The organism is Paraburkholderia sp. D1E (genome assembly GCF_052682275.1).
The window spans coordinates 6,977,316-7,000,657 of the sequence record NZ_JBQYMB010000001.1 but is presented as its reverse complement, the minus strand read 5'-3'; the positions used below and the strand labels follow the sequence as shown (position 1 = coordinate 7,000,657).

Annotated in this window: 23 protein-coding genes; 14 read left to right on the top strand and 9 right to left on the bottom strand. The window is 61.0% G+C overall.

The annotated features are described in order from the left end of the window. The first annotated feature begins 35 nt into the window (after nt 1–35). From ACUN0E_RS31525 to ilvA, 4 genes are all read left to right on the top strand, one after another. A complete protein-coding gene (locus ACUN0E_RS31525) occupies nt 36–1,658 on the top strand; it encodes an amino acid adenylation domain-containing protein (protein WP_445569035.1) in 1,623 nt (540 codons plus the stop codon). A gap of 174 nt (nt 1,659–1,832) precedes the next feature. After that, on the top strand, nt 1,833–2,093 hold the full coding sequence (locus ACUN0E_RS31520; RefSeq protein ID WP_408241559.1) for an acyl carrier protein: 261 nt from the start codon (nt 1,833–1,835) through the stop codon (nt 2,091–2,093). 22 nt (nt 2,094–2,115) lie between these two features. Next, entirely contained in the window at nt 2,116–3,933 is a 1,818-nt protein-coding gene (locus ACUN0E_RS31515) for a serine aminopeptidase domain-containing protein (protein WP_445569034.1), read from the top strand. A 355-nt stretch (nt 3,934–4,288) separates the two neighbouring features. Further along, on the top strand, nt 4,289–5,860 hold the full coding sequence (gene ilvA, locus ACUN0E_RS31510; protein WP_445569033.1) for a threonine ammonia-lyase, biosynthetic: 1,572 nt from the start codon (nt 4,289–4,291) through the stop codon (nt 5,858–5,860). Between the two features lie 39 nt (nt 5,861–5,899). On the opposite strand, the gene ACUN0E_RS31505 is transcribed toward ilvA, so the two are convergent. Further along, entirely contained in the window at nt 5,900–6,211 is a 312-nt protein-coding gene (locus tag ACUN0E_RS31505) for a hypothetical protein (RefSeq protein WP_445569032.1), read from the bottom strand. 280 nt (nt 6,212–6,491) lie between these two features. On the opposite strand from ACUN0E_RS31505, the gene ACUN0E_RS31500 reads away from it, so the two are divergent. From ACUN0E_RS31500 to ACUN0E_RS31490, 3 genes are all read left to right on the top strand, one after another. Next, nucleotides 6,492–7,106 carry a TetR/AcrR family transcriptional regulator gene (locus ACUN0E_RS31500; protein WP_408241358.1) on the top strand — a complete coding sequence of 205 codons (615 nt, stop codon included), beginning with the start codon at nt 6,492–6,494 and terminating at the stop codon, nt 7,104–7,106. A gap of 191 nt (nt 7,107–7,297) precedes the next feature. Then, nucleotides 7,298–8,470, top strand: a complete 1,173-nt coding sequence (locus tag ACUN0E_RS31495; RefSeq protein WP_408340850.1) for a 4-hydroxybenzoate 3-monooxygenase — start codon at nt 7,298–7,300, stop codon at nt 8,468–8,470. Between the two features lie 246 nt (nt 8,471–8,716). Next, entirely contained in the window at nt 8,717–8,965 is a 249-nt protein-coding gene (locus tag ACUN0E_RS31490) for a hypothetical protein (RefSeq protein ID WP_445569031.1), read from the top strand. A gap of 73 nt (nt 8,966–9,038) precedes the next feature. Here ACUN0E_RS31490 and ACUN0E_RS31485 read toward each other — a convergent pair whose 3' ends face one another. The 3 genes from ACUN0E_RS31485 to ACUN0E_RS31475 all read right to left on the bottom strand — a co-directional run bounded on the left by ACUN0E_RS31485 (nt 9,039) and on the right by ACUN0E_RS31475 (nt 9,937). Beyond that, nucleotides 9,039–9,287, bottom strand: coding sequence for a hypothetical protein (locus ACUN0E_RS31485; RefSeq protein WP_408389460.1), 249 nt, complete (start codon nt 9,285–9,287; stop codon nt 9,039–9,041). A gap of 78 nt (nt 9,288–9,365) precedes the next feature. After that, nucleotides 9,366–9,758 (bottom strand): hypothetical protein, encoded by a 393-nt coding sequence (locus ACUN0E_RS31480; protein ID WP_445569030.1) that lies wholly within the window; start codon nt 9,756–9,758, stop codon nt 9,366–9,368. Between the two features lie 53 nt (nt 9,759–9,811). Continuing rightward, complete coding sequence (locus ACUN0E_RS31475) at nt 9,812–9,937, bottom strand: hypothetical protein (protein WP_408241372.1); 126 nt, start codon at nt 9,935–9,937, stop codon at nt 9,812–9,814. A 550-nt stretch (nt 9,938–10,487) separates the two neighbouring features. Here ACUN0E_RS31475 and ACUN0E_RS31470 point away from each other — a divergent pair. Together ACUN0E_RS31470 and ACUN0E_RS31465 are read left to right on the top strand one after the other, a co-directional pair. After that, nucleotides 10,488–11,042, top strand: a complete 555-nt coding sequence (locus ACUN0E_RS31470; RefSeq protein ID WP_408241375.1) for a cytochrome b — start codon at nt 10,488–10,490, stop codon at nt 11,040–11,042. Between the two features lie 336 nt (nt 11,043–11,378). Beyond that, entirely contained in the window at nt 11,379–12,311 is a 933-nt protein-coding gene (locus ACUN0E_RS31465) for a TauD/TfdA dioxygenase family protein (protein WP_408241378.1), read from the top strand. A gap of 156 nt (nt 12,312–12,467) precedes the next feature. On the opposite strand, the gene kdgR is transcribed toward ACUN0E_RS31465, so the two are convergent. The 3 genes from kdgR to kduI all read right to left on the bottom strand — a co-directional run bounded on the left by kdgR (nt 12,468) and on the right by kduI (nt 15,139). After that, entirely contained in the window at nt 12,468–13,349 is an 882-nt protein-coding gene (gene kdgR, locus ACUN0E_RS31460) for a DNA-binding transcriptional regulator KdgR (protein WP_408241381.1), read from the bottom strand. A 132-nt stretch (nt 13,350–13,481) separates the two neighbouring features. After that, nucleotides 13,482–14,237: a 2-dehydro-3-deoxy-D-gluconate 5-dehydrogenase KduD gene (gene kduD / locus ACUN0E_RS31455; RefSeq protein WP_408241384.1), complete on the bottom strand. Its 756-nt coding sequence runs from the start codon at nt 14,235–14,237 to the stop codon at nt 13,482–13,484. A gap of 65 nt (nt 14,238–14,302) precedes the next feature. Continuing rightward, nucleotides 14,303–15,139 carry a 5-dehydro-4-deoxy-D-glucuronate isomerase gene (gene kduI / locus ACUN0E_RS31450; RefSeq protein ID WP_408241387.1) on the bottom strand — a complete coding sequence of 279 codons (837 nt, stop codon included), beginning with the start codon at nt 15,137–15,139 and terminating at the stop codon, nt 14,303–14,305. Between the two features lie 303 nt (nt 15,140–15,442). Between kduI and kdgT the strand changes: the two genes are divergently transcribed. Next, nucleotides 15,443–16,459: a 2-keto-3-deoxygluconate transporter gene (gene kdgT, locus ACUN0E_RS31445; RefSeq protein WP_408241390.1), complete on the top strand. Its 1,017-nt coding sequence runs from the start codon at nt 15,443–15,445 to the stop codon at nt 16,457–16,459. A 59-nt stretch (nt 16,460–16,518) separates the two neighbouring features. Here the strand turns inward: kdgT and ACUN0E_RS31440 are convergent, their stop codons facing one another. Both ACUN0E_RS31440 and ACUN0E_RS31435 read right to left on the bottom strand, forming a co-directional pair. Further along, nucleotides 16,519–17,118 carry a GNAT family N-acetyltransferase gene (locus ACUN0E_RS31440; protein ID WP_408241393.1) on the bottom strand — a complete coding sequence of 200 codons (600 nt, stop codon included), beginning with the start codon at nt 17,116–17,118 and terminating at the stop codon, nt 16,519–16,521. 207 nt (nt 17,119–17,325) lie between these two features. After that, the gene (locus ACUN0E_RS31435) at nt 17,326–18,771 is read right to left on the bottom strand and encodes an NAD-dependent succinate-semialdehyde dehydrogenase (protein ID WP_408241396.1); all 1,446 of its coding nucleotides are present in this window, start codon (nt 18,769–18,771) and stop codon (nt 17,326–17,328) included. 377 nt (nt 18,772–19,148) lie between these two features. Here ACUN0E_RS31435 and ACUN0E_RS31430 point away from each other — a divergent pair, with 377 nt between their 5' ends. From ACUN0E_RS31430 to ACUN0E_RS31415, 4 genes are all read left to right on the top strand, one after another. Then, nucleotides 19,149–19,352: a cold-shock protein gene (locus ACUN0E_RS31430; RefSeq protein ID WP_007181784.1), complete on the top strand. Its 204-nt coding sequence runs from the start codon at nt 19,149–19,151 to the stop codon at nt 19,350–19,352. 211 nt (nt 19,353–19,563) lie between these two features. After that, the gene (gene hpnJ, locus ACUN0E_RS31425) at nt 19,564–20,985 is read left to right on the top strand and encodes a hopanoid biosynthesis associated radical SAM protein HpnJ (protein ID WP_408241399.1); all 1,422 of its coding nucleotides are present in this window, start codon (nt 19,564–19,566) and stop codon (nt 20,983–20,985) included. Beyond that, a complete protein-coding gene (gene hpnI, locus ACUN0E_RS31420; protein WP_408340866.1) occupies nt 20,982–22,166 on the top strand; it encodes a bacteriohopanetetrol glucosamine biosynthesis glycosyltransferase HpnI in 1,185 nt (394 codons plus the stop codon). Before hpnJ ends, hpnI begins: the two co-directional genes overlap by 4 nt. An 80-nt stretch (nt 22,167–22,246) precedes the next feature. After that, entirely contained in the window at nt 22,247–23,278 is a 1,032-nt protein-coding gene (locus ACUN0E_RS31415; protein ID WP_408241444.1) for a flippase-like domain-containing protein, read from the top strand. The last annotated feature ends 64 nt before the right edge of the window (nt 23,279–23,342 follow it).

Genomic DNA, 23,342 nt, shown 5'->3' with positions numbered 1-23,342 from the left:
GCGCCGGTTTAGTGCCCAATGGACCGAGGCTGTCAATGCTGGACTCCTTCTTCTTCGATGCTGCCGCGAGCGAGCCGGATAGTCCTGCGCTTTGGGTCGATGAACGCATCTATGACTACGGTGAGATTGCATCGCGGGCGCGCCGGATTGCTGCCGGGTTGGCAGATGCAATGCCGGCCGGCCGGCCCGGGCGCTGCCTGCTGTTCGCGCATCGCAGCGTGGCCGCCTACGCCGGCCTGTTGGGGATCCTGAAGGCTGGTTTCGCTTACGTGCCGCTCAATCCCAATGTGCCCGCCGCGCGCATTGCGGCCGTGATCGAGCAGTCGGGCGCGCCGCTGCTGCTGGTCGATCGACGTTGCACGGCGTTGCTCGAAGAAGCGTTGTCGCTGCTCGACGATTGCCCACGGATTTTGCTGCTCGATGAGGCAGGCGGTGAAGGCGTGCAAGACGCTGAAGATGCTCAGGGCACGCGCGCGGCTTCAGTCTCTGCCGCCGGTGAACGGGGCAGGTTACACCCAGAATCATCCGTCATAGAAGCCCCCGCGTTACGCGCGCCGCACGATCTGGCCTACATTCTCTTCACGTCCGGTTCGACCGGTGCACCCAAAGGCGTACCGATCTCGCACGCCAACGCGGACGCTTACGTGACAGGGCAACTGCAATTGCTGGGCAGCGCGCCTCGCGCGCGCTACGTGCAATTGTGCGAGCTCACCTTCGATCCGTCGGTACACGACATGTTCGTGTGCTGGGCAAACGGCGGCTGTCTGTACGTGCCGAAGACCGTCGAACCGATCTACAACGCGGCGTTCATTCAGGAACACGCGATCACGCACTGGAGCAGCGTGCCTTCGGTGGCCGGCTTCATGCAGCAGTTTCGCAAACTGGGGTCGAACGATTTTCCGAGCGTGCGTGTCACCCAGTTCGGCGGCGAGCCGCTGCCGCGTTTGCTGGTACAGGCGTGGTTGCGCGCCGCGCCGAACAGCCGGGTGTTGAATATGTACGGACCAACCGAAACCACGGTGGCCTGTGCTGCTTTCGAAGTCACGCCAGAATTTGCCGACGATCCGAAGCATGTGGTCATGCCACTCGGGGGCGCATTACCGGGAATGGAACTCTTGATCGTCGACGACGCGCTCGCGCCGGTCGCGTCCGGCGAAAGCGGCGAACTGCTGATCGGCGGCCCTCAGTTGGCCGAGGGTTATCTGTCGCCGGACGAAGCGGGCAATCGCCACTTCGTGTCGACGGCCTATCCGGGCCACACCTCGCAGCGCTGGTATCGAAGCTCGGACGCCGCACGCGAAGTGCCCGGGCAGGGCATCGTGTTTCAAGGGCGGCTGGACACGCAGATCAAGATTCGTGGCAACCGGATCGAGCTCGAAGAAGTCGAGCATGTTGTGCAGGCATGCAGCCATGCGGCGCTCTGCGCGGTGATCGCCTGGCCCGTCGACGATGCGGGCCGTGCCGGTGGCCTGATTGCCTTCGTGACCAACGCGCAAGGCAGCGCGCTGCACGTTCTGCAGGCGTGCCGTCAGCGATTGCCCGTGTATGCAGTACCACAGCGAATCGTGATGCTCGAAGCGTTGCCGCTCAATGTGAACGGCAAGATCGACAGGAAGGCGCTCGCCGAATGCTGTGCAGGCAGCAATGCGATCGCCTGATTTTCGTAGACAAGTATGATCTGTATAACGAAATATTATTTTAAAGTACCGACGATTTTCTCGCGTTAGCGTTTGTTCCAGACCAGATTATTGATGATGGCGCATCCGCGTGCGCTCTTGATGAATCGATGCATTGATGCTGTAGCCAAAAAATTCAGATTTTCGGGGTATCAAATGAAAACATACGTGCGCAGCATTCTTCAAGAGGCCGCCTGTCTCGACGTACCCGTCAACTCGCTGGGCGATCACGACGATCTCTATGCGGCAGGTTTGTCGTCGCTCGGCTCGGTTCGCGTCATGATGGCCATCGAAGAACAACTCGCCATCGAAATTCCAGCCGCGCTGATTACCCACGAACTGTTTCAGAGCATCGAATCTCTCGCGCGCACGATTGCGCACCTCGTGCCGGAGGAATCGCTTGCGCCGCGCATTTGAAGCGGCGTTGCAGCGACCGATCATGACGAATCCGTCCACCATGACGCCGGTAACGTTCGACGGTTGTTTCGGATGGCTGCACCGACCGGTCGACACTCAGGCGGAAATGGGTGTGGTGCTATGCAATCCGTTCGGCTACGAAGCACTGTGCACCTATCGTGGCTGGCGCGAATTTGCCGAGGCGCTCGCTGCGCGCGGTACGCCCACGCTGCGCTTCGACTATCCTGGCACGGGCGATTCGAGCGGCAGCGAGGAAGACCCGCAGCGCTTGCGCGCGTGGCTCGACAGCATCAAGGCGGCCGCAGCGTGGCTGCGCGCCGAAACCGGTGTGACGCGGCTGAGCCTATGTGGGCTCCGCCTGGGCGCTACGCTCGCGGCGTTGGCCGCCGAAGAGTTAGGCGACGTCGAGAATCTCGTGCTGCTCATGCCGCTGAGTTCGGGCAAGAACTACATCCGCGAGTTGGAAATTCAGCATCAAAGCTGGCTCAGTGCGCAAAAAGCGCTCGGGGTCAGCCTCGATGCCGAGGCCGCGGAAACGATCGGTGCGCACGGCTTCCGTCTCTATCCGGACTCGCTCGAGATGCTGGCGAAGGTCGACCTCGAACAGAGCATGCAATGTCCCGCGCGGCGTGTGCTGCTGCACGACCTGAGCGAAAGTGCGCGTCTGAAGCGGCTGGCCAGGCATTATCAGGCTCAGGGCGCTCAGATTGACCTGCAAATTTTCAGCGAGTACAGCAGGTTTCTGCTCGATCCCAGCTATAGCGAGCCGCCGGCGGAGGCATTCGGCAGTGTGCTCGAATGGCTGGGCGCAAGGGCAGCCATGGCGACCGGGACGGCGGTGGAACTGCTGGGCTGCGCAGCGGCGGCGCGGATCGAGTTCGCGCACGGTCATGAGGTGCCCGTCGTGTTCGATGATGGGTGCTACGCAGGGGTGTTCTGTCAGCCATCGCGCGCGCTTGAAGGGGCACCGGCGGTACTGTTCGTCAACACGGGCGGCGTGCACCGGATCGGCGACGGCCGCTTCACGGTGCTGATGGCGCGGCATCTCGCGGCCCAGGGCATCGCATCGCTGCGCATGGACCTTAGCGGTCTCGGCGATAGTCTGCGTCGCGACGAAGCGCTGACGCTCGATAGGGTGTACGCCCAATATGCCGTCTCGGATGCCCGCTCGGGCGTCGACTGGCTGGCGGGGGCCGGTTATCCGAAAACCGTCATGTTCGGCGTTTGCACGGGTGCGTATGTCAGCATTCATACGGCGCTCACCCATCCCGGCGTGGTGGGTTGCGCCGCCGTCAATCCACCGCTGTTCGTGTGGGGTGGCGCGCGGACGCGGCCCGGCGCGCAGCACGTGGCGTCGAGTGTCGTCTACCGGCGTGCAATGCGCAATCCACGCAAATGGCTGCGGCTGTTGACCGGGCAGGTGAACGGCCGCGCGATCACTGCCGAACTCACGCGTCGTCTATGCGCGCGTATCACTGCACGAGCCAGCACGGCGTTCGAACGGCTTTTCGGGCAGTCTACGCCGGGGGGCGCCGTCCGCAGAATCGCGCTGGAACTCGAACGCAAGGGAGTGCAAACCTCGCTGATGTACGGTCCGCTCGACGAGGGGTTGGACGAGTTGGAGATTCATTTTGGACCGAGCGGCAGTCAGCTTGGCAAGCTGAGGAACATCACCGCGAAGGTGGTTGGCAAGGTGGATCACGCGCTCTTTTCCCGCGCTGCCCGTGATGCGGTGATGGCACAGTTCGACGTGTTTCTGCGCGAAAGAGTGCTGAGTACGCGGCGTGAAACCGTCGCGCCGAATCCCGGTTTGCGGGTCGCGGAAGTGCCGCAACCATGAGTTTGCGGCTCCCTTCGCGGCTCCTTTTTTACCGCTGGGGTCGCTACACCGTTTGCTGCAGCGGTTAGCCATACCGCGAGATATCGCCGAGCCACGCGGCTCACTGGCGGCGTTGCCCGATGTAACGAACAGGGATTGACAAAGGCCGCCAAGTCAACGATGATCAAACGCATGAACTGCCTCGACATCCGTATTGCGCTGATTATTAGCACCATTCATCGAATGGTGGGTTAGCGCGCGTCTGATAGCAGCAACATCAACCCGCCCCACGAGGCGGGTTTTTTTATGTCCGCTTTCTGCCTGCCTCCTGGTGATCTCTCTCTGTTGATTTGCCCTTGCCGCACAGGAGCTTGCCTTGTCGTTACACAAACTCAATCAGGTTGCGGAACCCGCAGACAGCGTGGCGTTGCGCCACGACTACCTGAAGAAAATCCTGACCGCGCGCGTCTACGACGTGGCCCGCGAGACCGAACTCGAACGCGCGCCGAATCTGTCGGCACGGCTACGCAATCCGGTTTATCTGAAGCGCGAGGATAACCAGCCGGTGTTCTCGTTCAAGGTGCGCGGCGCGTACAACAAGATGGCGCATATTCCGGCGGACGCGCTGGAGCGGGGGGTGATTACCGCGTCGGCGGGCAATCACGCGCAGGGCGTGGCGCTGTCGGCGGCGCGCATGGGCGTGAAGGCGATTATCGTCGTGCCAGTGACCACGCCGCAGTTGAAGGTCGATGCGGTACGCGCGCATGGCGGCGCGACGGTCGAAGTGGTGCAGTTCGGCGAGTCCTATAGCGACGCGTACGGACATGCGGTGAAGCTGCAGGAAGAACGCGGTCTTACGTTTGTTCACCCGTTCGACGATCCGTACGTGATCGCGGGCCAGGGCACCGTTGCGATGGAGATTCTCAGCCAGCATCAGGGCCCGATCCACGCGATCTTCGTGCCGATCGGCGGCGGAGGCCTGGCCGCGGGGGTCGCCGCGTACGTGAAATCGGTGCGCCCGGAGATCAAGGTGATCGGCGTGCAGACCGATGATTCGTGCGCGATGGCGGCCTCCCTGAAGGCCGGCGAACGGGTGACGTTAAATGAAGTGGGCCTGTTCTCGGACGGCACGGCGGTCAAGCTGGTCGGCGAGGAAACCTTCCGGCTATGCCGCGAATATCTCGACGACGTGCTGATCGTGAACACGGATGCACTATGTGCCGCGATCAAGGACGTGTTCCAGGACACCCGCAGCGTGCTGGAGCCGGCCGGCTCGCTCGCCGTCGCAGGCGCGAAGCAGTATGCCGAGCGCGAAGGCATCGAGAACCAGACGCTGATCGCGATCACGTCCGGCGCGAACATGAACTTCGACCGCATGCGTTTCGTGGCCGAGCGCGCGGAAGTCGGTGAAGCGCGTGAGGCGGTGTTCGCCGTGACGATCCCTGAAGAGCGCGGCAGCTTCCGCCGATTCTGCGAACTGGTGGGCACGCGCAGCGTCACCGAGTTCAACTACCGGATTGCGGACGCGAATTCAGCACATATTTTCGTCGGCGTGCAGATCAGGAATCGCAGCGAATCGGCGCAGATCGCGGATGCATTCGAGGCGCACGGTTTCGCCACCGTCGATCTGACCTTCGACGAACTCTCGAAGCAGCACATCCGCTACATGGTCGGCGGCCGCTCGCCTTTGGCCCACGACGAACGTCTGTTCCGTTTCGAGTTTCCGGAGCGGCCGGGCGCGCTGATGAAGTTTTTGTCGTCGATGGCGCCGAACTGGAATATCAGCCTGTTCCATTACCGCAACCAGGGCGCGGACTACAGTTCGATTCTGGTCGGCATTCAGGTGCCGGAGAGTGAGAACAGCGGGTTCGAGCGCTTTCTCACAACGCTGGGTTATCCGTACTGGGAAGAGACGCAGAATCCTGTTTATCGCCTGTTCCTTGCGTAACGGAGCGAATTGCATTGTGGGCGGGCTCCAACGACCGTATTAGCGCGTGTGCTTACTCTGCCAGACTTTGCCGAAATGCACCGCCGAAAACGTGCCCAATACCAGCACGCCGGCAAGCACGGTGAGGCAGTTTGCATTCACGCCGATCGTGACAGGCTGCCGCGTGAGCAGGTAGAGGCCGGCGAGCAGATTGGAATAACCCCACAGCACATTGACTAGCGCCGACGAATTGCCGACGCCATGGGGTTTCGCAAAGGGTGTTGGAAACGGCTCGCCGCGCAGGCCGCTCGCGAGGTGCGGGACGCAATTACACAGGAACGCGCCGGAGAAAAACAGGGCGAGATAGCTCATGGAATGGTTTGTTTGGTTAGCGAAAAACGCGATCGGGCCGCATCGATCATGTCGTGCGGGTGACGTCGTACTTTTGCGAGGGTATCCTCGCAAAAGATAGTAGAGGATGTCCTCGCATAAGTCAAACCGGTCCAGTCCGGACTTCGTATTGTGAACAACAACGTACGCGCATCGCCAGTAGCCTTGGCCGCTGCCAGTTGTGGAGTTAACATGCATGCTGGAATCCGCATGCACTATGCGAGGCCAACCTCGCAAAAAAAGACAGTTAAAATTCTCCGGTATGGCAACAACACTTTCTAGCGGCGCGCAGGAACCGAAACGGCAACGGGGGCATCTGCGGGTCGCGGCGATCATGGAAGCGGGTGTGGCGGTGTTTACCGAAAAGGGCTACGACGCGGCCACCATGACCGAGATCGCCGCGCGCTCGAGCACGGCGATCGGCTCGCTGTACCGGTTTTTCCCATCCAAGGAATCCTTGGCGGATGCGTTGCTTTCGCGCTATGTGCAGCACACGACGAGTGGCTTTGCCACGCTCGCCGACCAGGCACCGGCGATGACGCCTCACCAACTCGCCGACGCATTCGTCGATTTCATGGCGTCGCTGCATTCGCAACGCAGTTTGGCCGTTGCACTTGTGGACGCGCGCGGTGGCAGCGACGAACGACGCGCACGTTTTCGCGAAACAATGCGCGGCGGCATCGCCACGATTTTGCGCAACGCGATTCCTCATCTGGCGAAAGCGCAGTCGGAGACGATGGCGGTGGTGCTTCTGCATGTGCTCAAAGCAGTCGCAGGGGCGGGCGAGGAGAAGCCCGCAGCGCGCCGGAAGTTGCTTGCCGAGATCCGTAAACTGGTTAGGGTTTACCTCGAGGCCGCGCAAAACGATACGGACTGATCGGCTATCAGTCGAATGAGCGCACGTGCCGTCTGGGCAACGGTGAGGCGCATTTACGTGTATCCAATCCGTTCGAACCGGCACATCAATTATCTCAAAACAAGATAACGCATATCCGTGATATCGCGTTGCGCGATACAGGGTGTGATTGTCAAACTGCGTGCAAATCAAACGCATTCAGGAGACAACTCATGCGCACCCAAGTTGGCATCATCGGCGCCGGGCCTGCAGGCCTGCTTCTTTCCCATCTTCTTCACCTGCGCGGTATCGACTCCGTCGTGCTCGAATCGCGTACTCGCGAGCAGATCGAATCCACCATCCGCGCCGGCGTGCTCGAACAGGGCACGATGGACCTGCTCACCGAGGCCGGTGTCGGCGCGCGCATGAAGGCCGAAGGCGCGCTGCATCACGGCTTCGAACTGGCTTTTGAAGGCAAGCGGCGCCGTATCGATCTCACCGGACTCACTGGCCATTCGATCACGGTCTACGCGCAGCACGAAGTCATCAAGGACCTGGTCGCCGCGCGCATAGCTGCCAACGGCGCCTTGCGTTTCGGCGTGACGGACACATCGCTGCACGGTATCGATACTGATAAACCGTCGATTCGCTATCGCCACGAAGGCGAAGCATGTGAATTGCAATGCGACTTTGTGATCGGTTGTGACGGCTCGCAAGGCGTCTCGCGTGCGTCGATTCCGCAGGCGCTGCGCAAGGACTTCGAGCGCGTCTATCCGTTTGGCTGGTTCGGCATTTTGTGCGAAGGGCCGCCGTCGTCGGATGAATTGATCTACGCGCGGCACGATCGCGGTTTCGCGCTGATCAGCACGCGCTCACCGAATGTGCAGCGTATGTATTTCCAATGTAATCCTAAGGATTCCGTCGACAACTGGTCGGACGACCGGATCTGGGCCGAACTGCACGCACGTGTCGATTCGCACGACGGCCAGAAAATCGTGGATGGAAAAATTTTCCAGAAGAATATTGTCGGCATGCGCAGTTTCGTGTCGGCCACCATGCAGCATGGCCGCCTCTTTCTTGCCGGCGACGCCGCGCATATCGTGCCGCCCACCGGCGCCAAGGGCATGAATCTCGCGGTTGCCGACGTACGTGTGCTGACCAGGGCGCTGAATGCTTTTTACGTCGAAAACCGTACCGATCTGCTCGACAGCTACAGCGAGACCGCGCTCAAACGCGTCTGGCGTGCGGAGCATTTCTCTTACTGGATGACGAGCATGATGCACCGCATTGAAGGTGCATCGCCGTTCGAGCAACAACTGCAGGTAGCCGAACTCGAATACGTGACCACGTCGCGTGCGGCGGCTACCGCGATGGCGGAGAACTATGTGGGCGTCGCCGCGGTATAAGAATGAGCGGGCAGGGCGCGAGATGTGAAGCGGAGGTGCCGGGTTAAGTAAAAAATCCTGACGCGGCACCCGGTTCGCATCGGCAAACCCTTGATGGGCGGCCGTTCGCCATTGTCGTGCCAAAAGCAACAGTGAATTCGGGATTGGAGGATTTATCCGCGTCTGATCCACACCTAGACTGTCTTCATCGACTGCACAACACGTCATATTTGCAGCGCGTGTAAGACAATCTCTGGAGGTGGTTTCATGAAATCGCTCATCAAAGCTGTTGCTATTGCTGTTGTTCTTAGCGCCCCGATCGCTTCGTTTGCGCAATCGAATCAGCCGGCTCCGCAAAACACGCAGGGCACGCAAGCGCAAGTTTCCGGGCAACAGGGGGCGGCCCAGGCCGATACCAGCGGTTATGGTTCGGGCAGCCGCGGCACGTGGCAAGCAGGTCGCGGCAGTGACACAGCGGTAAGCTCGTATTCGCCGCCGATCTATAACGCACGTTAAGAGCAATACGAAGTACACGGATCATCGCAAGACCAGCGGCTTTTATCCCGTGTTCTTTACGCTCGTCATACGGTTATGGCGTGCGCAATAATGTCATCTCGTTGCGCAGCAAAGCCCAAAGGTCCTCGTCAGTAGGCCGCGTGCCCCAATGCCGCGCGCCGGCGACCGACGCAATCGCAATCCACGAGTGAGGAGGAAACCATTCGCGAAGCACGGTGCCGTCCTGACGCAAACACAATTGGCCGGTCTGTTCGCTGTATTCGGCGGAAATGACCGCGCCGTCGATTTGCGCCGTTACACGCCGTGGATCGTTGCGTACCAAATCGTCACTCCTGCAAATGATGTGGGGCGAGCACCCGCGCGGGCCGGTCGCGTCAGTGACGCCGTCACGGCCCATGCATTAATGATCGCCCCGGCCGTGATCATCGCCATGGCCGTGCCAATCACCATGATCGCCGCCGTGGTCGTGCCGGTCACCGTGCGGGCCGTCGCGATAGCCGCGCGCATCATGCCATTCGCGATCGTGATGGTGTTCTTCCCACTCGCGCCGTTGCCAGTAGCGGTGGCCGTCGTAATAGCGGTCGCCATACCAGCCTGGACTCACCATGACCACCGGCGGTGGCGGAGCGTAGACAGGTGGCGGCGGAGCATAGACCGGCGCAGGCGCATAGGCCACGCCCGGAATGCCGATGTTCACGCCCACATCGACGTGTGCCAGCGCAACTGACGATGCACCAATCCCCAAGCCTGCAACGATCGCCAAGGACAGCCAGTGGCTTCGTGAACTATTCATGTTTTATTCTCGGATTTTACGATTGAGAGTGGAGAGCGCTGCTCGCGCAACGCTTAATAATGGTCGTGATCGTGGTAGTGGTCATGATCGTGGTAGCCGCCCTCTGGTACGACGATGCAGCCGCCCAATGCACTCCCGAGGGAGATAGCCAAAAGAACCAGCGCGAAAATTCGTTTCATGACGTTGCCCCTTTTTTATGTGTGATTGAACTCTACTGAGCGGCTGAATTACCGGTGTGTTCGTGTGTAACAGGACGTGTCGATTCCTTCGCATGTCGGCGGGGTGCATGACACAGTGCGGGGACACGTTGCAGCGCGGCGATTAGCCCTTCTGCCGATGAGAAGTTGGCGGCCAACCCGTTGAGCGCGCTATGAAAAATGTTGTGCCTTCATGCATCCGGCGCGTTTGGGCAGGTTGATGCGCATGCGTATGAACAACTCGAATATGCACGGTGTGACATATTTCTGTGTGTATGCCAGACGGATACATTCAGTTGCAGACTTAGGATGAGATCCGGCCTCATGGATCGCCGATCGCACTTTATACGCAGTCGTCGGTGCTTTGCGGATGCATTTCCGCCACATGGGCCCGAAAGAGATTGTCAGACGCGGCATCAGCTTTTCTTAAGATTTGATCCGTAGCATGCTGCGTCGGTATGCTCAGCATGTGTGTACCCTCGGCGCAAATGAGCGCGCTCCCTCCAAGGCTTAACTGCGGTTAAACATTCTTATGATCATGCGATCCGACCGGGCCAATTTCTCACGCTACGCGTCTGGCTACGATGGCGTAGCCAGATTCCTTCACTGGCTGGTGGTCTTATTGATTGCTGCGCAGTTCGTGATCGGTTGGACCATGCCTGACATTCATAAAGGTACGCGGCCTGATGGTCTGATCGCATGGCATCTCGGCGTGGGAGCAACGCTGATTGCAGCGGTGGTGGTGAGAATCGTCTGGCGTCTTACGCACACGCCCGCACCTGCATCGCTTTCGCCTTTTTTCAGTGTCGTTTCGCACATCACGCACGGCCTTCTTTATGTCGTGCTGGTGGCGGTACCCTTGCTCGGCTGGGCCAATGCGTCTTCGCGCGGATGGTCCGTCAAACTGCTCGGTGTATTGCCGTACCCCAGCATCTCGACGGTCGGCTCGTCAGTGGGGCATGAAATGGGCGATATCCATGGCTATCTGGCCTGGGTGTTGTTCGCGCTGATCGCGTTGCATATCGCGGCCGCGTTGTTTCATCGCTTCGTGCTCAAGGATCAGACATTGCAGCGGATGCTGCCGTGACCCGTTAGCGTGCGTTAGCCGTTTGTTACTGTCCGTCTGTTAATCGCCTGCCGCCCGTATTCCTGGGGCGGCAGCGAGTCCGTCGATATTCTTCCCCGATGCCTGGATCATGGCGATTTCGACGCCATTGCATCCGCGCGCGATGGTTATGCCCGCGTGCGTGATAAGCACATGAAAAACAAGTGTTTTACGCGCGTCGCTAACGCTGGTTAGATCAGAAGATCTGATCTGCGCTCAGCCGATTCGCGCAGTCGCTACCTTCAGCTAAAGATTTTCGCCCTGCGCGCCGCGTGGCGCGCTGACCTGTCTCGTCCTCAGACTTAGGAGTTGCATCGCATGTCGAATCTCAGTCTCGCGACGTCCAACGCACTGGACATTCATCCTGTCACCGGCCGCATCGGCGCGGAAATTCGCGGCGTACGCCTGTCGGGCCAGCTCGAATCCACAACAGTCGAAGCGATTCGCGCGGCGCTGGTGCGTCACAAGGTGATTTTTTTCCGCGGCCAGACACACCTGGAGGATGCCGATCAGGAAGCCTTCGCCAAACTGCTTGGTGAACCGGTTTCGCATCCCACGGTGCCGGTGGTCGACGGTACCGACTACCTGCTCGAACTCGATTCGCATCGCGGTGGCCGCGCAAACTCGTGGCACACGGACGTGACGTTCGTCGACGCGTATCCGCAAGCGTCGATCCTGCGCGGCGTGACGATTCCGGACGTGGGTGGCGACACGGTATGGGCCAACACCGCCACCGCTTACGAGGATCTGCCGCCGCCGCTCAAAGCGCTCGCCGAACAACTGTGGGCTGTGCATAGCAACGAATACGACTACGCGAACTACGCCAACGTCGGCGAGCGCGGACGTGACGCCGAAGCACTCAAACGCTACCGCGAAGTGTTCGTGTCGACACGCTATGAGACTGAACATCCGGTGGTGCGCATCCATCCGGAATCGGGTGAAAAGACGCTGATTCTCGGTCATTTCGTGAAGAGCTTCGTCGGCCTCACACCGAGTGCGTCCGCGCACGTGCTGGAACTGCTACAGGCCTATGTGACGCGCCTCGAGAACATCGTGCGCTGGCGCTGGCAGGCGGGCGACGTCGCGATCTGGGACAATCGCGCGACCCAGCACTACGCCGTCAACGACTACGGCGACGCTCACCGCGTGGTGCGTCGCGTGACGCTGAAGGGCGACGTGCCGGTCAGCGTCGACGGCCGCCGTAGTTTTACGCGCAGTGTCGAACCGAATCCGGCTGCGAAGGCCGCTTGAACTACGCGGGCCACCTGGACCGCTGGCGCCACGCAGCGCGGTCTGGGTTGGCGGAAGGTGCTCGCCGCACGGCATAGCGAACAGCACGCCGTGTCGGTGTCCTTGTGAGTGTGATGAATGCCTGATTGAGGCGCTTTTTCCGGCGTTTCTGTGTTTTTAGCTCAGGCCTTCGACGGGTACATGCTCCGGCGCCGTCGCTTCACGATAGCCGAGCCGCGTCGAGATCGCGAGCCCCGATTGCTTGAGTAGCGCGACGTAGTGCGATTTCGTGTCGGCACCACAGCGCATCGTCGGAAACGAAATTGACAGACCGGCGATCACCCGGCCGAAGCGGTCGAATACAGGCACCGCGAGACACCGCAATCCTTCTTCCTGTTCCTCGTTGTCCTCGCCGTAGCCTTGCTCGCGCACGTGCGGCAGGATGCTCAGGACGGCTTCGGCGGAGGCGAGCGTCTTTTGCGTCGACTTGCGAAATTCCACATGCGAGAGTACTTCGCGCGCTTCGGCCGGGTCCATCCACGCGAGCAGTACCTTGCCGATCGCCGTGCTATGCAAAGGATTGCGGCGGCCGATCCGCGACTGCATCCGCAGCCCGTAATCGGCGTCGATCTTGTGGATGTAGATGATGGCGTCTTCGTCGAACGCGCCGAGGTGAATCGCCTCGCGGGTGGCCTGGCCGATGCGGCACATCTCGATGTCGGCCTCGCGCACCAGGTCGACACTCTCCAGCGCCTTCGCACCGAGTTCGAACAGGCGGATCGTCAACCGGTAGCGCTCGGTTTCGATTTCCTGCGTCACATAGCCGAGTGCTTTCAGCGTCTGGATCACGCGGTGCACGGTGGTCTTCGACATGCCGAGCCGCTGCGACAATTCGCTGATGCCGATCTGTCCGCTGTCGCCGATCGCACCGAGAATCGCGAAGACCCTGCCGATCGATGAAGCCGACTCGCCTCTGTCATTGGCCGTGCCGCACGTGCTGTCCGCTTCCTGTATGGGTGCGACGTCGTCGTCCTTGCGCTGCTTGTCCATTGCTGCCATTTCCCTCATTCCCTGTTGATGCCAACCCGATCACAATCTGACCACTGCTCGACCACTGCTCGATGCCGACTGAGCCCCGGCGCCGAAAGCATACCGCGTCCCGCAGCTCACGTGACTTCTGCTGCGGCCACGCTAGCGCGCCAGCCACCCGCCGTCCACCGCGAGCGTATGGCCGTGCACGTAGTCCGACGCGGATGACGCAAGGAACACGACCGGTCCTGCAAGATCTTCCGGCGTGCCCCAGCGGCCGGCCGGAATGCGTCCGACGATTTCCCCGTTTCGCTGCGTATCGCCGCGCAGCGCCGCCGTGTTCGCGGTCGCCATGTAGCCTGGCGCGATCGCGTTCACGTTGATACCGTGCTCGGCCCATTCATTCGCGAGCAGCCGCGTAAGACCCAGCACGCCGCTTTTCGACGCCGTATAGGACGCCACACGTATGCCGCCCTGAAACGACAGCATCGACGCGACGTTGATGATCTTGCCGCCGCTTTGCTGCTTCACGAACTGCCGCGCCACGGCTTGCGAAAGAAAGAACGCGCTCTTCAGGTTGACGTCCATCACGGCGTCCCAGTCGTCTTCGCTGAAGTCGAGCGCGTCCTCGCGGCGGATGATGCCCGCATTGTTCACCAGCACGTCGACATGACCAAATGCTTCGACAGCGGCGCGCACGATGTCGTCGACGGGGGCGATCGACGCGAGGTCGGCGCGCACATCGGCAAAGCGCCGGCCGGTCGCCGTGACGCTCGCGGGCGTATCGCCGGCGCCGGCGCGGCTCACGCCGACGATGTCGCAGCCGGCCGTTGCGAGTGCCATCGCCATGCCGGCGCCGAGGCCCGTGTTGCTGCCGGTGACGATAGCGACCTTGCCGGTCAGATCGAAGGTGTTCACGGTGCGTAGGCTCCTTGAATGCCGAAGGTGGCCGAAGGTGGCCGGAGTGGCCAGCGTGTTGCGTGTCAACGCAGGTCGCGCACTGCGATGTGATCCATATCGCTAAACACCTGGTTCTCGCCGACCATGCCCCAGATGAACGTGTACGCACGCGTGCCGACACCCGAGTGAATCGACCAGCTTGGCGAGATTACGGCCTGCTCGTTATGCACGAGGATGTGCCGCGTTTCGTTCGGTTCACCCATCATGTGAAAGACGGCCGCGTCGTCAGCGACGTTGAAATAGAAATACACCTCCATGCGGCGCTCGTGCGTGTGGCACGGCATCGTGTTCCAGAGGTTGCCCGGCTCGAGCTTCGTCATGCCCATTGAGAGCTGACAGGTGGGTAGCACTTCGGGGACGATGAACTTGTAGATGGTGCGGCGGTTGCTCGTAGCGGGGTCGCCCAGTGTTTCGGGTGGCGCTTGCGCAAGCGAGATCGTGCGGGTCGGATACGACTCGTGCGCGGGTGCGCAGTTCAGGTAGAACTTCGCGGGGCGCGCCGCGTTGTCGCTGCCGAACGCGATGGCCTGCTTGCCTTTGCCGATGTAGATCGCTTCTTCGTTGCGCACCGTATAGCGCGTGCCGTCCACGTCGACCCAGCCGTCGCCGCCGATATTGATCGCGCCGAGTTCACGGCGTTCCAGCAGATAGCCGACACCGATTGCCTTACCAAGCGAGGTGGGCACCTCGACCGCGCGTGTGGCCGGCCACACGCCACCCACGATAATGCGGTCGATGTGACTGTAGGTGAGTTGAAGCGCGTCGCGTTCGAACACCTGCTCGACGAGAAACTGCTTGCGCAGTTCCGCGGTATCCAGCGTCTTCGCGTACTCGCTATTAATGCTCTGCCTCACTTCCATTGTTCTTTTCTCCGGTCAGATTGGGCGCCGTGCGATGCCGTATTGCGGCGCCGGTTTGCTCTCGACTTTAGCGCAGAATTTATGATTTGGAACGTCGGTCCGAAAATATTGCGATGCCGCATCAAGAGTAGCAAAGCTTTTGCGCGGAACACGGGTAAACGATGAGCAGGAAGTCCATCTAAAACGGAACGTTGTTCCTAACGCGATGCTATATTGCGCCGAAAGGGAGTCGACCGGCGTAAGAACGGGACATTACCCCGGGTGATCCACCCGATAACTGGACGCGAAGTCCATGGAGGAGGCATGAAGCTCAAGAAGGCCATCGACCGCATTCCTGGCGGCCTGATGCTGGTGCCGTTGCTGCTCGGCGCCTGTGTTCACACGTTTGCGCCGGGCGGGGGGAAATACCTCGGGTCGTTCACGAATGGATTGATTACCGGCACCGTGCCAATTCTGGCGGTCTGGTTTTTCTGCATGGGTGCGACGATCGACCTGCGGGCGACAGGCGTAGTGCTGCGTAAATCGGGCACGCTGCTCGTGACCAAAATGATCGTGGCGTGGATCGCGACCATAGTCGCGTCGCACTTCATTCCGATCGACGGCGTCAAGGCGGGCCTGTTCGCCGGGCTCTCGGTGCTCGCGATCACCACGTCGATGGACATGACCAACGGCGGTCTCTATGCGGCCGTGATGCAGCAATATGGCAGCAAGGAAGAGGCGGGGGCATTCGTCCTGATGTCGATCGAATCGGGGCCGCTCGTCAGCATGATCATTCTCGGTGCGACCGGCGTCGCGTTCTTCGAACCGAGGCTTTTCGTCGGCGCGGTGTTGCCATTCCTGATCGGCTTCGCGCTGGGTAATCTCGACAGCGAGCTGCGCGAATTCTTTGGCCGCTGCGTGCATCCACTGATTCCGTTTTTCGGCTTTGCGCTCGGTAACGGTATCGACCTGAACGTGATCGTCACGAGTGGCTTGCCGGGCATCGTGCTGGGCCTCGGAGTGATCGTCGTGACGGGCATTCCGCTGATCCTCGCCGACCGCTGGATCGCGGGCGGTAATGGGGCGGCGGGGCTGGCGGCTTCGTCGACAGCAGGGGCGGCCGTGGCGAACCCTGCGATCATCGGCGAGATGATTCCGCGCTTCAAGCCGCTAGTGCCGGCCGCGACGGCGATGGTGGCGACGGCTTGTCTCGTGACGGCGATTCTCGTGCCGATTCTGACCGCCCTTTGGGTGCGTCGGCATCATGCACGTGACGCGTTGCGCGAGGAGCTCGCGGGGGCAACGCCGCCGCCACTGAGTGAGCGGGACGTGCACGTTTGATCGGGGCGGCTGGTTTGCGCCTGAACGCGGAAGTGAAGTCGGTAACGTGAGGCGGGGGCTCACCGCCCCAGCTTTCCCTCCAGCATCGCCTTCACCTCTGCCCACTCCTCATCGATGATGCTAAAGCGCACCGAGTTGCGCTTACGCCCGTCCGGCATGATCCGCTCATGCCGGACAATCCCTTCCTGTTTCGCGCCGATCCGCAGAATCGCCGCTCTCGATTTTTCGTTGAGCTCGTCCGTGGTGAACTGCACGCGCACGCACTGCATCGCTTCGAACGCATGACCCAGAAGAAGGTACTTCGCCTCGCTATTCACCGCCGAGCGCTGCACTGACTTGCCCAACCACGTGTGCCCGATTTCGAGCTTCCGGTTCTTCCGATCGATCTTCCAGAACCGCGTGCTGCCGACAATCGCCCCCGTATCGCGCCTGACGATCACGAAGGGCATCACAGTACCGGCCGCGCGTCCGTCGAGCGCGGTTGCAATATAGCCGGCGATGGTTTCAGGTCCTGGCACCACAGTCAGCGTCATGTTCCACAACTGGCCGTCCGCGGCGGCGTCGAGCAGACCCTGCGTGTGTTCCTGCTGAAGCGGCCGGAGTTCAACGGTCTGCCCGGTCAGCGTGGGTTGCATGGAGTCAGCGGAGCTTTCGTTCATGATGAAGCAGATTTTCGTTGTATGACTGCGCATCATAAAACGAAGAAAGATCCGAACGAAGCGAATGAGCCGTGAATCAACGGGCGACTTGACAGGCGAATTCCAATAAAAAAGTCCGCGAACGAGCGTTCGCGGACCTGGCACAGCAATCGAACAGACAGACGAAGCCGGAAACCTCGCCCTTAAAGCTTTACAGCCTTCGGCGTCTTAAACCGCCATCACCGAAACAGCCTTGGTGACCAGATAGCCTTCCATGGCTTCCGGGCCGCCTTCCGAACCGTAGCCCGAATCCTTCACGCCGCCAAACGGCATTTCCGGCCAGGGCGTTGCAGGCTGGTTGATCCACAACATGCCGACTTCCATCTGTTGCGACAGCAGATGCACGTTGCGGAACGACTTCGTGAACGCATAACCGGCGAGACCAAACGGCAGACGGTTCGCCTCGGCGATCGCTTCTTCGAGCGTGTCGAAACCGCGGATCGCGGCGATCGGGCCGAACGGCTCGTTGTTGAACACGTCCGATTCGAGCGACACGTTGGTCAGCACGGTCGGTGCGAAGAAGTTACCCTCCGAGCCCACGCGTTCGCCACCGGTCTCGACCTTCGCGCCGGTCTTGCGCGCGTCGTCGAGCACCTTGCTCATTGCAGTGAGACGGCGCGCATTGGCGAGCGGCCCGATGGTTGTGCCTTCCGCCAGACCGTCGCCAAGCTTGAGGCCTTCAGCATGCTTGACGAGCGCCGCGGCAAATTCTTCGCGGATGCTGTTGTGCACCAGAAAGCGCGTCGGCGAGATGCAGACCTGGCCCGCATTGCGGAACTTCGCGGCACCCGCGGCCTTGATGGCCAACTCCACGTCGGCATCTTCGGCCACGATGACAGGCGCATGACCGCCCAATTCCATCGTTGCGCGCTTCATGTGCGCGCCAGCCAGCGCGGCCAACTGCTTGCCAACCGGCGTCGAACCGGTGAACGTCACCTTGCGGATCACCGGGTGCGGAATCAGGTAGCTCGAAATCTCCGCCGGATCGCCGAACACGAGGCCGACCGTACCGGCCGGCACGCCCGCCTCGACGAACGCCTGCAGCAGCGCCGCCGGCGATGCCGGGGTTTCTTCCGGCGCCTTTACGAGGAACGAGCAGCCGCATGCAAGCGCCGCGCTCAGCTTGCGCACCACCTGATTGACCGGAAAATTCCACGGTGTGAACGCCGCTACCGGGCCGATCGGCTCCTTGAGCACCGTTTGCTGTGCCGCCAGATTGCGCGGGGGGACGATCCGGCCGTAGACGCGGCGACCCTCATCAGCGAACCATTCGATGATGTCCGCCGCGGACAGCATTTCGACGCGAGCCTCGGCGAACGGCTTGCCCTGTTCCTGTGTCATCAGGCGGGCGATGTCCGACGCGCGCTCGCGCAACAGCGCGGCGGCCTTGCGCATGGTGGTTGCGCGTTCGTTGGCCGGAATCTTGCGCCAGGCTTCGAAGCCGCGCTGCGCGGCGGCCAGCGCCCGGTCCAGATCGGCAATGCCGGCATGGGCCACTTTGCCGATGGCCTTGCCCGTGGCGGGATTGATGACGTCGATGGTTTTGCCGCTGGCGGCGTCGCACCACTCGCCGTTAATCAGAAGTCGCGTATCGGTATAGCTCGAGGTAGCCATGCTGGGTTCCTGTAAGTGGGGAAAACGATAGGTCGCGCGGTTGTGATGCATTGGGCTGAACCCACGCGGCCAGAGGAATGGACTGCCGATAACGATTATCTTATCTGATTGCGCGCAATCGCATCGGCCGGTGCGCCCGTGGGGGCTGCGCGGCATGGGTTTTGCTACTCCGGTTGCCGCGGCGGAGAAACACCTGCCTGAGCGCCGCCGCGCAAACTGGCGTAAAGTCAAGCAGCAGTAGCAGGAACTGTCACGAGCAGGCAGCCACGGATCGCGTCGCGAGTGGGTAAAAACAGCACTCGCGGTAATGGTCGAAAGCAGCAGGCGAAAGACGGCGAATGCAACCCAATCAACCAAGGTGCAAGCGAGGAATCGACATGCCAACCGGTACAGTGAAGTGGTTCAATGACGCAAAGGGTTTTGGCTTTATCACACCGGATGACGGTGGCGAGGATCTGTTTGCCCATTTCTCGGAAATTCGCAGCGAGGGTTTCAAATCGCTGCAGGAAAACCAGAAGGTCAGCTTCGAAATCAAGCAGGGACCGAAGGGCAAGCAGGCGGCGGATATCAAGCCGGTGTGAGCGTAGCAGCCGGTCCGCACATGCAAGGTGTGCGGACCGGAGCCCGGCATTAAGTACATAGAACAACCCGGCCAGGCGTATTTTTTCTTAAGGTTTCCTTCAGCTTTGCTCCGTAGTATTTGCGCGAACGCCCGTATCCCCACGGGCAATAGTTCCGATAGTTTTCCGACAGAAAACTGAAAGCGCAGATCAAAGGCTTGCTGGAGCATTCATGAAAACCCTGTTCTTACAGGCGCCGTCGTACGACGGCTTCGATGGTGGCGCGGGTTCGCGCTATCAGGCCAAGCGTGAAGTGCGCTCATTCTGGTATCCGACGTGGCTCGCGCAGCCCGCGGCACTTGTCCCCGACAGCCGTGTACTCGACGCCCCCGCCGATGGCCTGTCCGTCGAAGCATCGCTCGATATAGCGCAGCAATATGACCTGGTGATTATCCACACCAGTACACCGTCCTTTCCCACCGACGCCCTGTTTGCCGAAGACCTGAAGAAGCGCAAGCCTTCGGTGCTGATCGGCATGGTCGGCGCCAAGGTCGCAGTCGATCCGCACAATTCGCTGACCGCGAGCGAGGCGATCGATTTCGTCTGCCGTGAAGAATTCGACTTCACCTGCCAGGAAGTCGCCGAAGGCAAGCCATTCGCCGGGATCACAGGTCTCAGCTATCGCGCCAGCGACGGCTCGATCGAGCACAACGAAGCGCGCCCGATCCTGGAGAACATGGACGAACTGCCGTTCGTGGCACCGGTGTACAAGCGCGATCTGAAGATCGACAACTATTTCATCGGCTATCTGAAGCACCCGTACGTGTCAATTTACACGGGCCGCGGCTGCCGCTCGAAATGCACGTTCTGCCTGTGGCCGCAAACGGTGGGCGGGCATCGCTACCGCACGCGTTCGACCGAGAACGTGCTCGAAGAAGTGAAGTGGATTCGCGACAACATGCCTGAAGTGAAGGAGATCATGTTCGACGACGACACCTTCACCGACTTCAAGCCGCGCGTCGAGGAAATCGCCCGCGGTCTCGGGCAATTGGGCGTGACGTGGTCATGCAACGCGAAGGCGAACGTGCCGTACGCGACGCTGAAGATCATGAAGGAAAACGGCCTGCGCCTGCTGCTGGTCGGCTACGAGTCCGGCGACGACCAGATTCTGCTGAACATCAAGAAGGGTTTGCGTACCGACATCGCGCGCCGTTTCAGCGAAGACTGCCGCAAGCTCGGCATCAAGATTCACGGCACCTTCATTCTCGGCTTGCCCGGCGAGACGCAGGACACGATCCAGAAGACCATCGAGTATGCGAAGGAAATCAATCCGCATACGATCCAGGTTTCGCTCGCAGCGCCGTACCCCGGCACGACGCTCTACAACCAGGCGGTGGAGAACGGTTGGCTGGAAGAGAACAAGGTCATCAACCTCGTCAGCAAGTCAGGGGTGCAGCTCGCGGCGATCGGCTATCCGCATCTGTCGCGCGACGAGATTTACCACCAGCTCGAAAACTTCTATAAGCGCTTCTATTTCCGGCCGTCGAAGATCTGGGAAATTTTGCGCGAGATGCTGACGAGCTGGGACATGATGAAACGGCGCTTGCGCGAAGGCGTCGAATTCTTCCGTTTCCTGCGCGCTCACGAAGCGTGAGCGCCGTGCATCTGCTCGCCGTCACGCTGGCCTATGCGTGTGCGGCGGGTGCGGTTTTCGGCATCGCCTACACGATGCTGGCGGGTGTGCTGATCGGCCGGTTCTTCGCGAAAGCGGTGTCCCAACCGACCAGTTTTCCACCGGTCACGATCGTCAAGCCGTTACACGGCAACGAGTGGGCGCTGCTCGCCAATCTGTCGAGCTTCTGTCAGCAGGACTATTCGGGCCCCGTGCAATTCCTGTTCGGCGTGCACGATTCGGCCGACCCCGCCTTGCAAACCGTCGACGATCTGCGGCGGCTGCATCCGGAAGCGGACATCACCGTGGTCGCCGATGCGCGGCTGTATGGTCCGAACCGCAAGATCAGCAACATCCTCAATATGCTGCCGCAGGCCCAGCACGACATACTGGTGTTTGCCGACAGCGACGTAAGCGTTGGGCCGGATTATCTGCGCAATGTGATTGGCGAATTGCAGAAGCCCGGCGTCGGTCTCGTCACCTGCGCGTATCGCGGTGCGCCCGACCCCGGCTTCTGGCCGCGCATGTCGGCCAAGGCCACCAACTACCAATTCCTGCCCAGCGTGGTGACGGGGCTCGCGCTCGGTCTTGCGCGTCCCTGCTTTGGACAGTCCATCGCGATGCGACGCGATACCCTCGAGAAAATTGGCGGGTTCACACCGTTCGTGAAGCATCTGGCCGAGGATCATGCAATCGGCGAAGCTGTGCGCATGATTGGCGAGAAGGTGGTGATTCCGCCGTTCACGATTTCGCATGCCTGCGTGGAATCGAGCGCGACGCAACTGATCGCGCACGAACTGCGCTGGAGCCGGACGATTCGCAGCATCGATCCGCTCGGCCATCTCGGCTCGGCGTTGATTCATCCGCTCGCTTTTGCGCTGCTCGCCATCGCCTTTTCGGGCGGCGCACTGTGGTCGTGGCCGCTCGCGCTGGTTGCGATATGCGTCCGGCTCGTGCTGAAACTGCAGTCCGATCGCGCGTTGCAACAGGCCCATCGTGACCTGTGGCTGCTGCCGTTATGGGATATCGTATCGTTTTCGATTTTCGTGGCGAGCTTCTGGTCCTCGCGCGTGATCTGGCGCGGTTTCAGTTTCAAGGTGGATGGCGACGGCCTGTTGTCGGCAGCTCAGGACGGAATGGCGGATGAACAGCAAGCTGGGTAAGTAATGATGCGTGGGTATCTGCAGGAGCGTAGCGAGGGCAATACAGCGAATGTGAAGCACGGGCTAAGGGTGGCCGCGTGATGAAGCATCTCGGCCGTGTCGCGGCGCTTGCTGGCCTGCTGGTGTCATTGTGGCTGGTCTGGCAGGACAATCCCGGCGCCGTGCTCGACGCACTGCGCGCCGCGGGTGCCGGCCTCTTGCTGGCGGCGATCGCGCACGTGTTGCCGATGATCGCCAATGCCTGCGACTGGCGCTCGCTGATTCGCGGCGCGAACCGGCCGGGCATTGCCAATATGCTGCATCTGGTCTGGGTGCGCGAGTCTGTCAATAGCATGTTGCCGGTGGCGCGTATTGGCGGTGAGGTGGTGTCGTTCCGGATGCTCAAGCGCTGGGGCGTGCGGCCGTCTACCGCGGTCGGCAGCATCATCGTCGATATGCAACTCACGGTGATCAGCCAGTTGCTGTTCACGATGGTCGGTATCGGTTTTCTGTTCGCACATGCGCATTCCGACACGCTGCGGCTCGCCGGGCAACTGGCGTGGGGCGTGGTGGTGCTGACGCCGCTGCTGGTGCTGTTCGCGCTCGTGCAGCATGCCAGTCCGTTTGAACGCATCACGCGCGCGCTGAATCGTATGACAAGCGGCAAGCTCGCCGCGCTCGTCGGACAATCGGCTCAGATCGATCAGGCCATCAAGCTGATCTGGCGCCGGCGCGGTGTGGTGCTGCGCTATCTGTTCTTCTGGCAACCGCTCCAGTGCTTCCTGACATCGCTGGAGATCTGGCTCGCGCTCTACTTTCTCGGCGTTCACGTCACGCTGGTCGAAGCGGTGGTGATCGAATCACTGATCCAGGCGATCAGCAGCGCGGCTTTTTTCGTGCCGGGCGGTCTGGGGGTGCAGGAGGGTGGTTTCATTCTGATCGGCGGCGCGTTTGGTCTCGATCCTTCCATCTGCCTCGCGCTCGCCGGTGCCCGGCGCATTCGTGATCTACTGATCTTCGTTCCCGGACTCATTGCATGGCAGTTTGCCGAGTCCTCGAATCGCGAGCCCAAACGTGTGGAACGGTCGGAACGGGTAGGGCGGACGGGCGTGGGTGAAGCAGGCCAGCGCTAGTGCGGCAGGAGTGAAATACTTCGCTTGTCCGACAGATCTGGCGATGGCCTCGTCGACAGTTCAG

Bases quoted from the DNA above. Each gene is read 5' to 3' on its own strand.
- hpnJ (WP_408241399.1), top strand. From the start codon at position 19,564: ATGAAAACCCTGTTCTTACAGGCGCCGTCGTACGACGGCTTCGATGGT.
- ACUN0E_RS31505 (WP_445569032.1), bottom strand. From the start codon at position 6,211: ATGAGCTATCTCGCCCTGTTTTTCTCCGGCGCGTTCCTGTGTAATTGC.
- ACUN0E_RS31480 (WP_445569030.1), bottom strand. From the start codon at position 9,758: ATGAATAGTTCACGAAGCCACTGGCTGTCCTTGGCGATCGTTGCAGGC.
- ACUN0E_RS31440 (WP_408241393.1), bottom strand. From the start codon at position 17,118: ATGAACGAAAGCTCCGCTGACTCCATGCAACCCACGCTGACCGGGCAG.
- ACUN0E_RS31470 (WP_408241375.1), top strand. From the start codon at position 10,488: ATGATCATGCGATCCGACCGGGCCAATTTCTCACGCTACGCGTCTGGC.
- ACUN0E_RS31500 (WP_408241358.1), top strand. From the start codon at position 6,492: ATGGCAACAACACTTTCTAGCGGCGCGCAGGAACCGAAACGGCAACGG.
- ACUN0E_RS31490 (WP_445569031.1), top strand. From the start codon at position 8,717: ATGAAATCGCTCATCAAAGCTGTTGCTATTGCTGTTGTTCTTAGCGCC.
- kdgR (WP_408241381.1), bottom strand. From the start codon at position 13,349: ATGGCAGCAATGGACAAGCAGCGCAAGGACGACGACGTCGCACCCATA.
- kdgT (WP_408241390.1), top strand. From the start codon at position 15,443: ATGAAGCTCAAGAAGGCCATCGACCGCATTCCTGGCGGCCTGATGCTG.
- ACUN0E_RS31515 (WP_445569034.1), top strand. From the start codon at position 2,116: ATGACGAATCCGTCCACCATGACGCCGGTAACGTTCGACGGTTGTTTC.
- ACUN0E_RS31495 (WP_408340850.1), top strand. From the start codon at position 7,298: ATGCGCACCCAAGTTGGCATCATCGGCGCCGGGCCTGCAGGCCTGCTT.
- ACUN0E_RS31465 (WP_408241378.1), top strand. From the start codon at position 11,379: ATGTCGAATCTCAGTCTCGCGACGTCCAACGCACTGGACATTCATCCT.
- ACUN0E_RS31520 (WP_408241559.1), top strand. From the start codon at position 1,833: ATGAAAACATACGTGCGCAGCATTCTTCAAGAGGCCGCCTGTCTCGAC.
- ACUN0E_RS31415 (WP_408241444.1), top strand. From the start codon at position 22,247: ATGAAGCATCTCGGCCGTGTCGCGGCGCTTGCTGGCCTGCTGGTGTCA.
- kduI (WP_408241387.1), bottom strand. From the start codon at position 15,139: ATGGAAGTGAGGCAGAGCATTAATAGCGAGTACGCGAAGACGCTGGAT.
- ACUN0E_RS31435 (WP_408241396.1), bottom strand. From the start codon at position 18,771: ATGGCTACCTCGAGCTATACCGATACGCGACTTCTGATTAACGGCGAG.
- ACUN0E_RS31430 (WP_007181784.1), top strand. From the start codon at position 19,149: ATGCCAACCGGTACAGTGAAGTGGTTCAATGACGCAAAGGGTTTTGGC.
- ACUN0E_RS31475 (WP_408241372.1), bottom strand. From the start codon at position 9,937: ATGAAACGAATTTTCGCGCTGGTTCTTTTGGCTATCTCCCTCGGGAGT.
- ACUN0E_RS31525 (WP_445569035.1), top strand. From the start codon at position 36: ATGCTGGACTCCTTCTTCTTCGATGCTGCCGCGAGCGAGCCGGATAGT.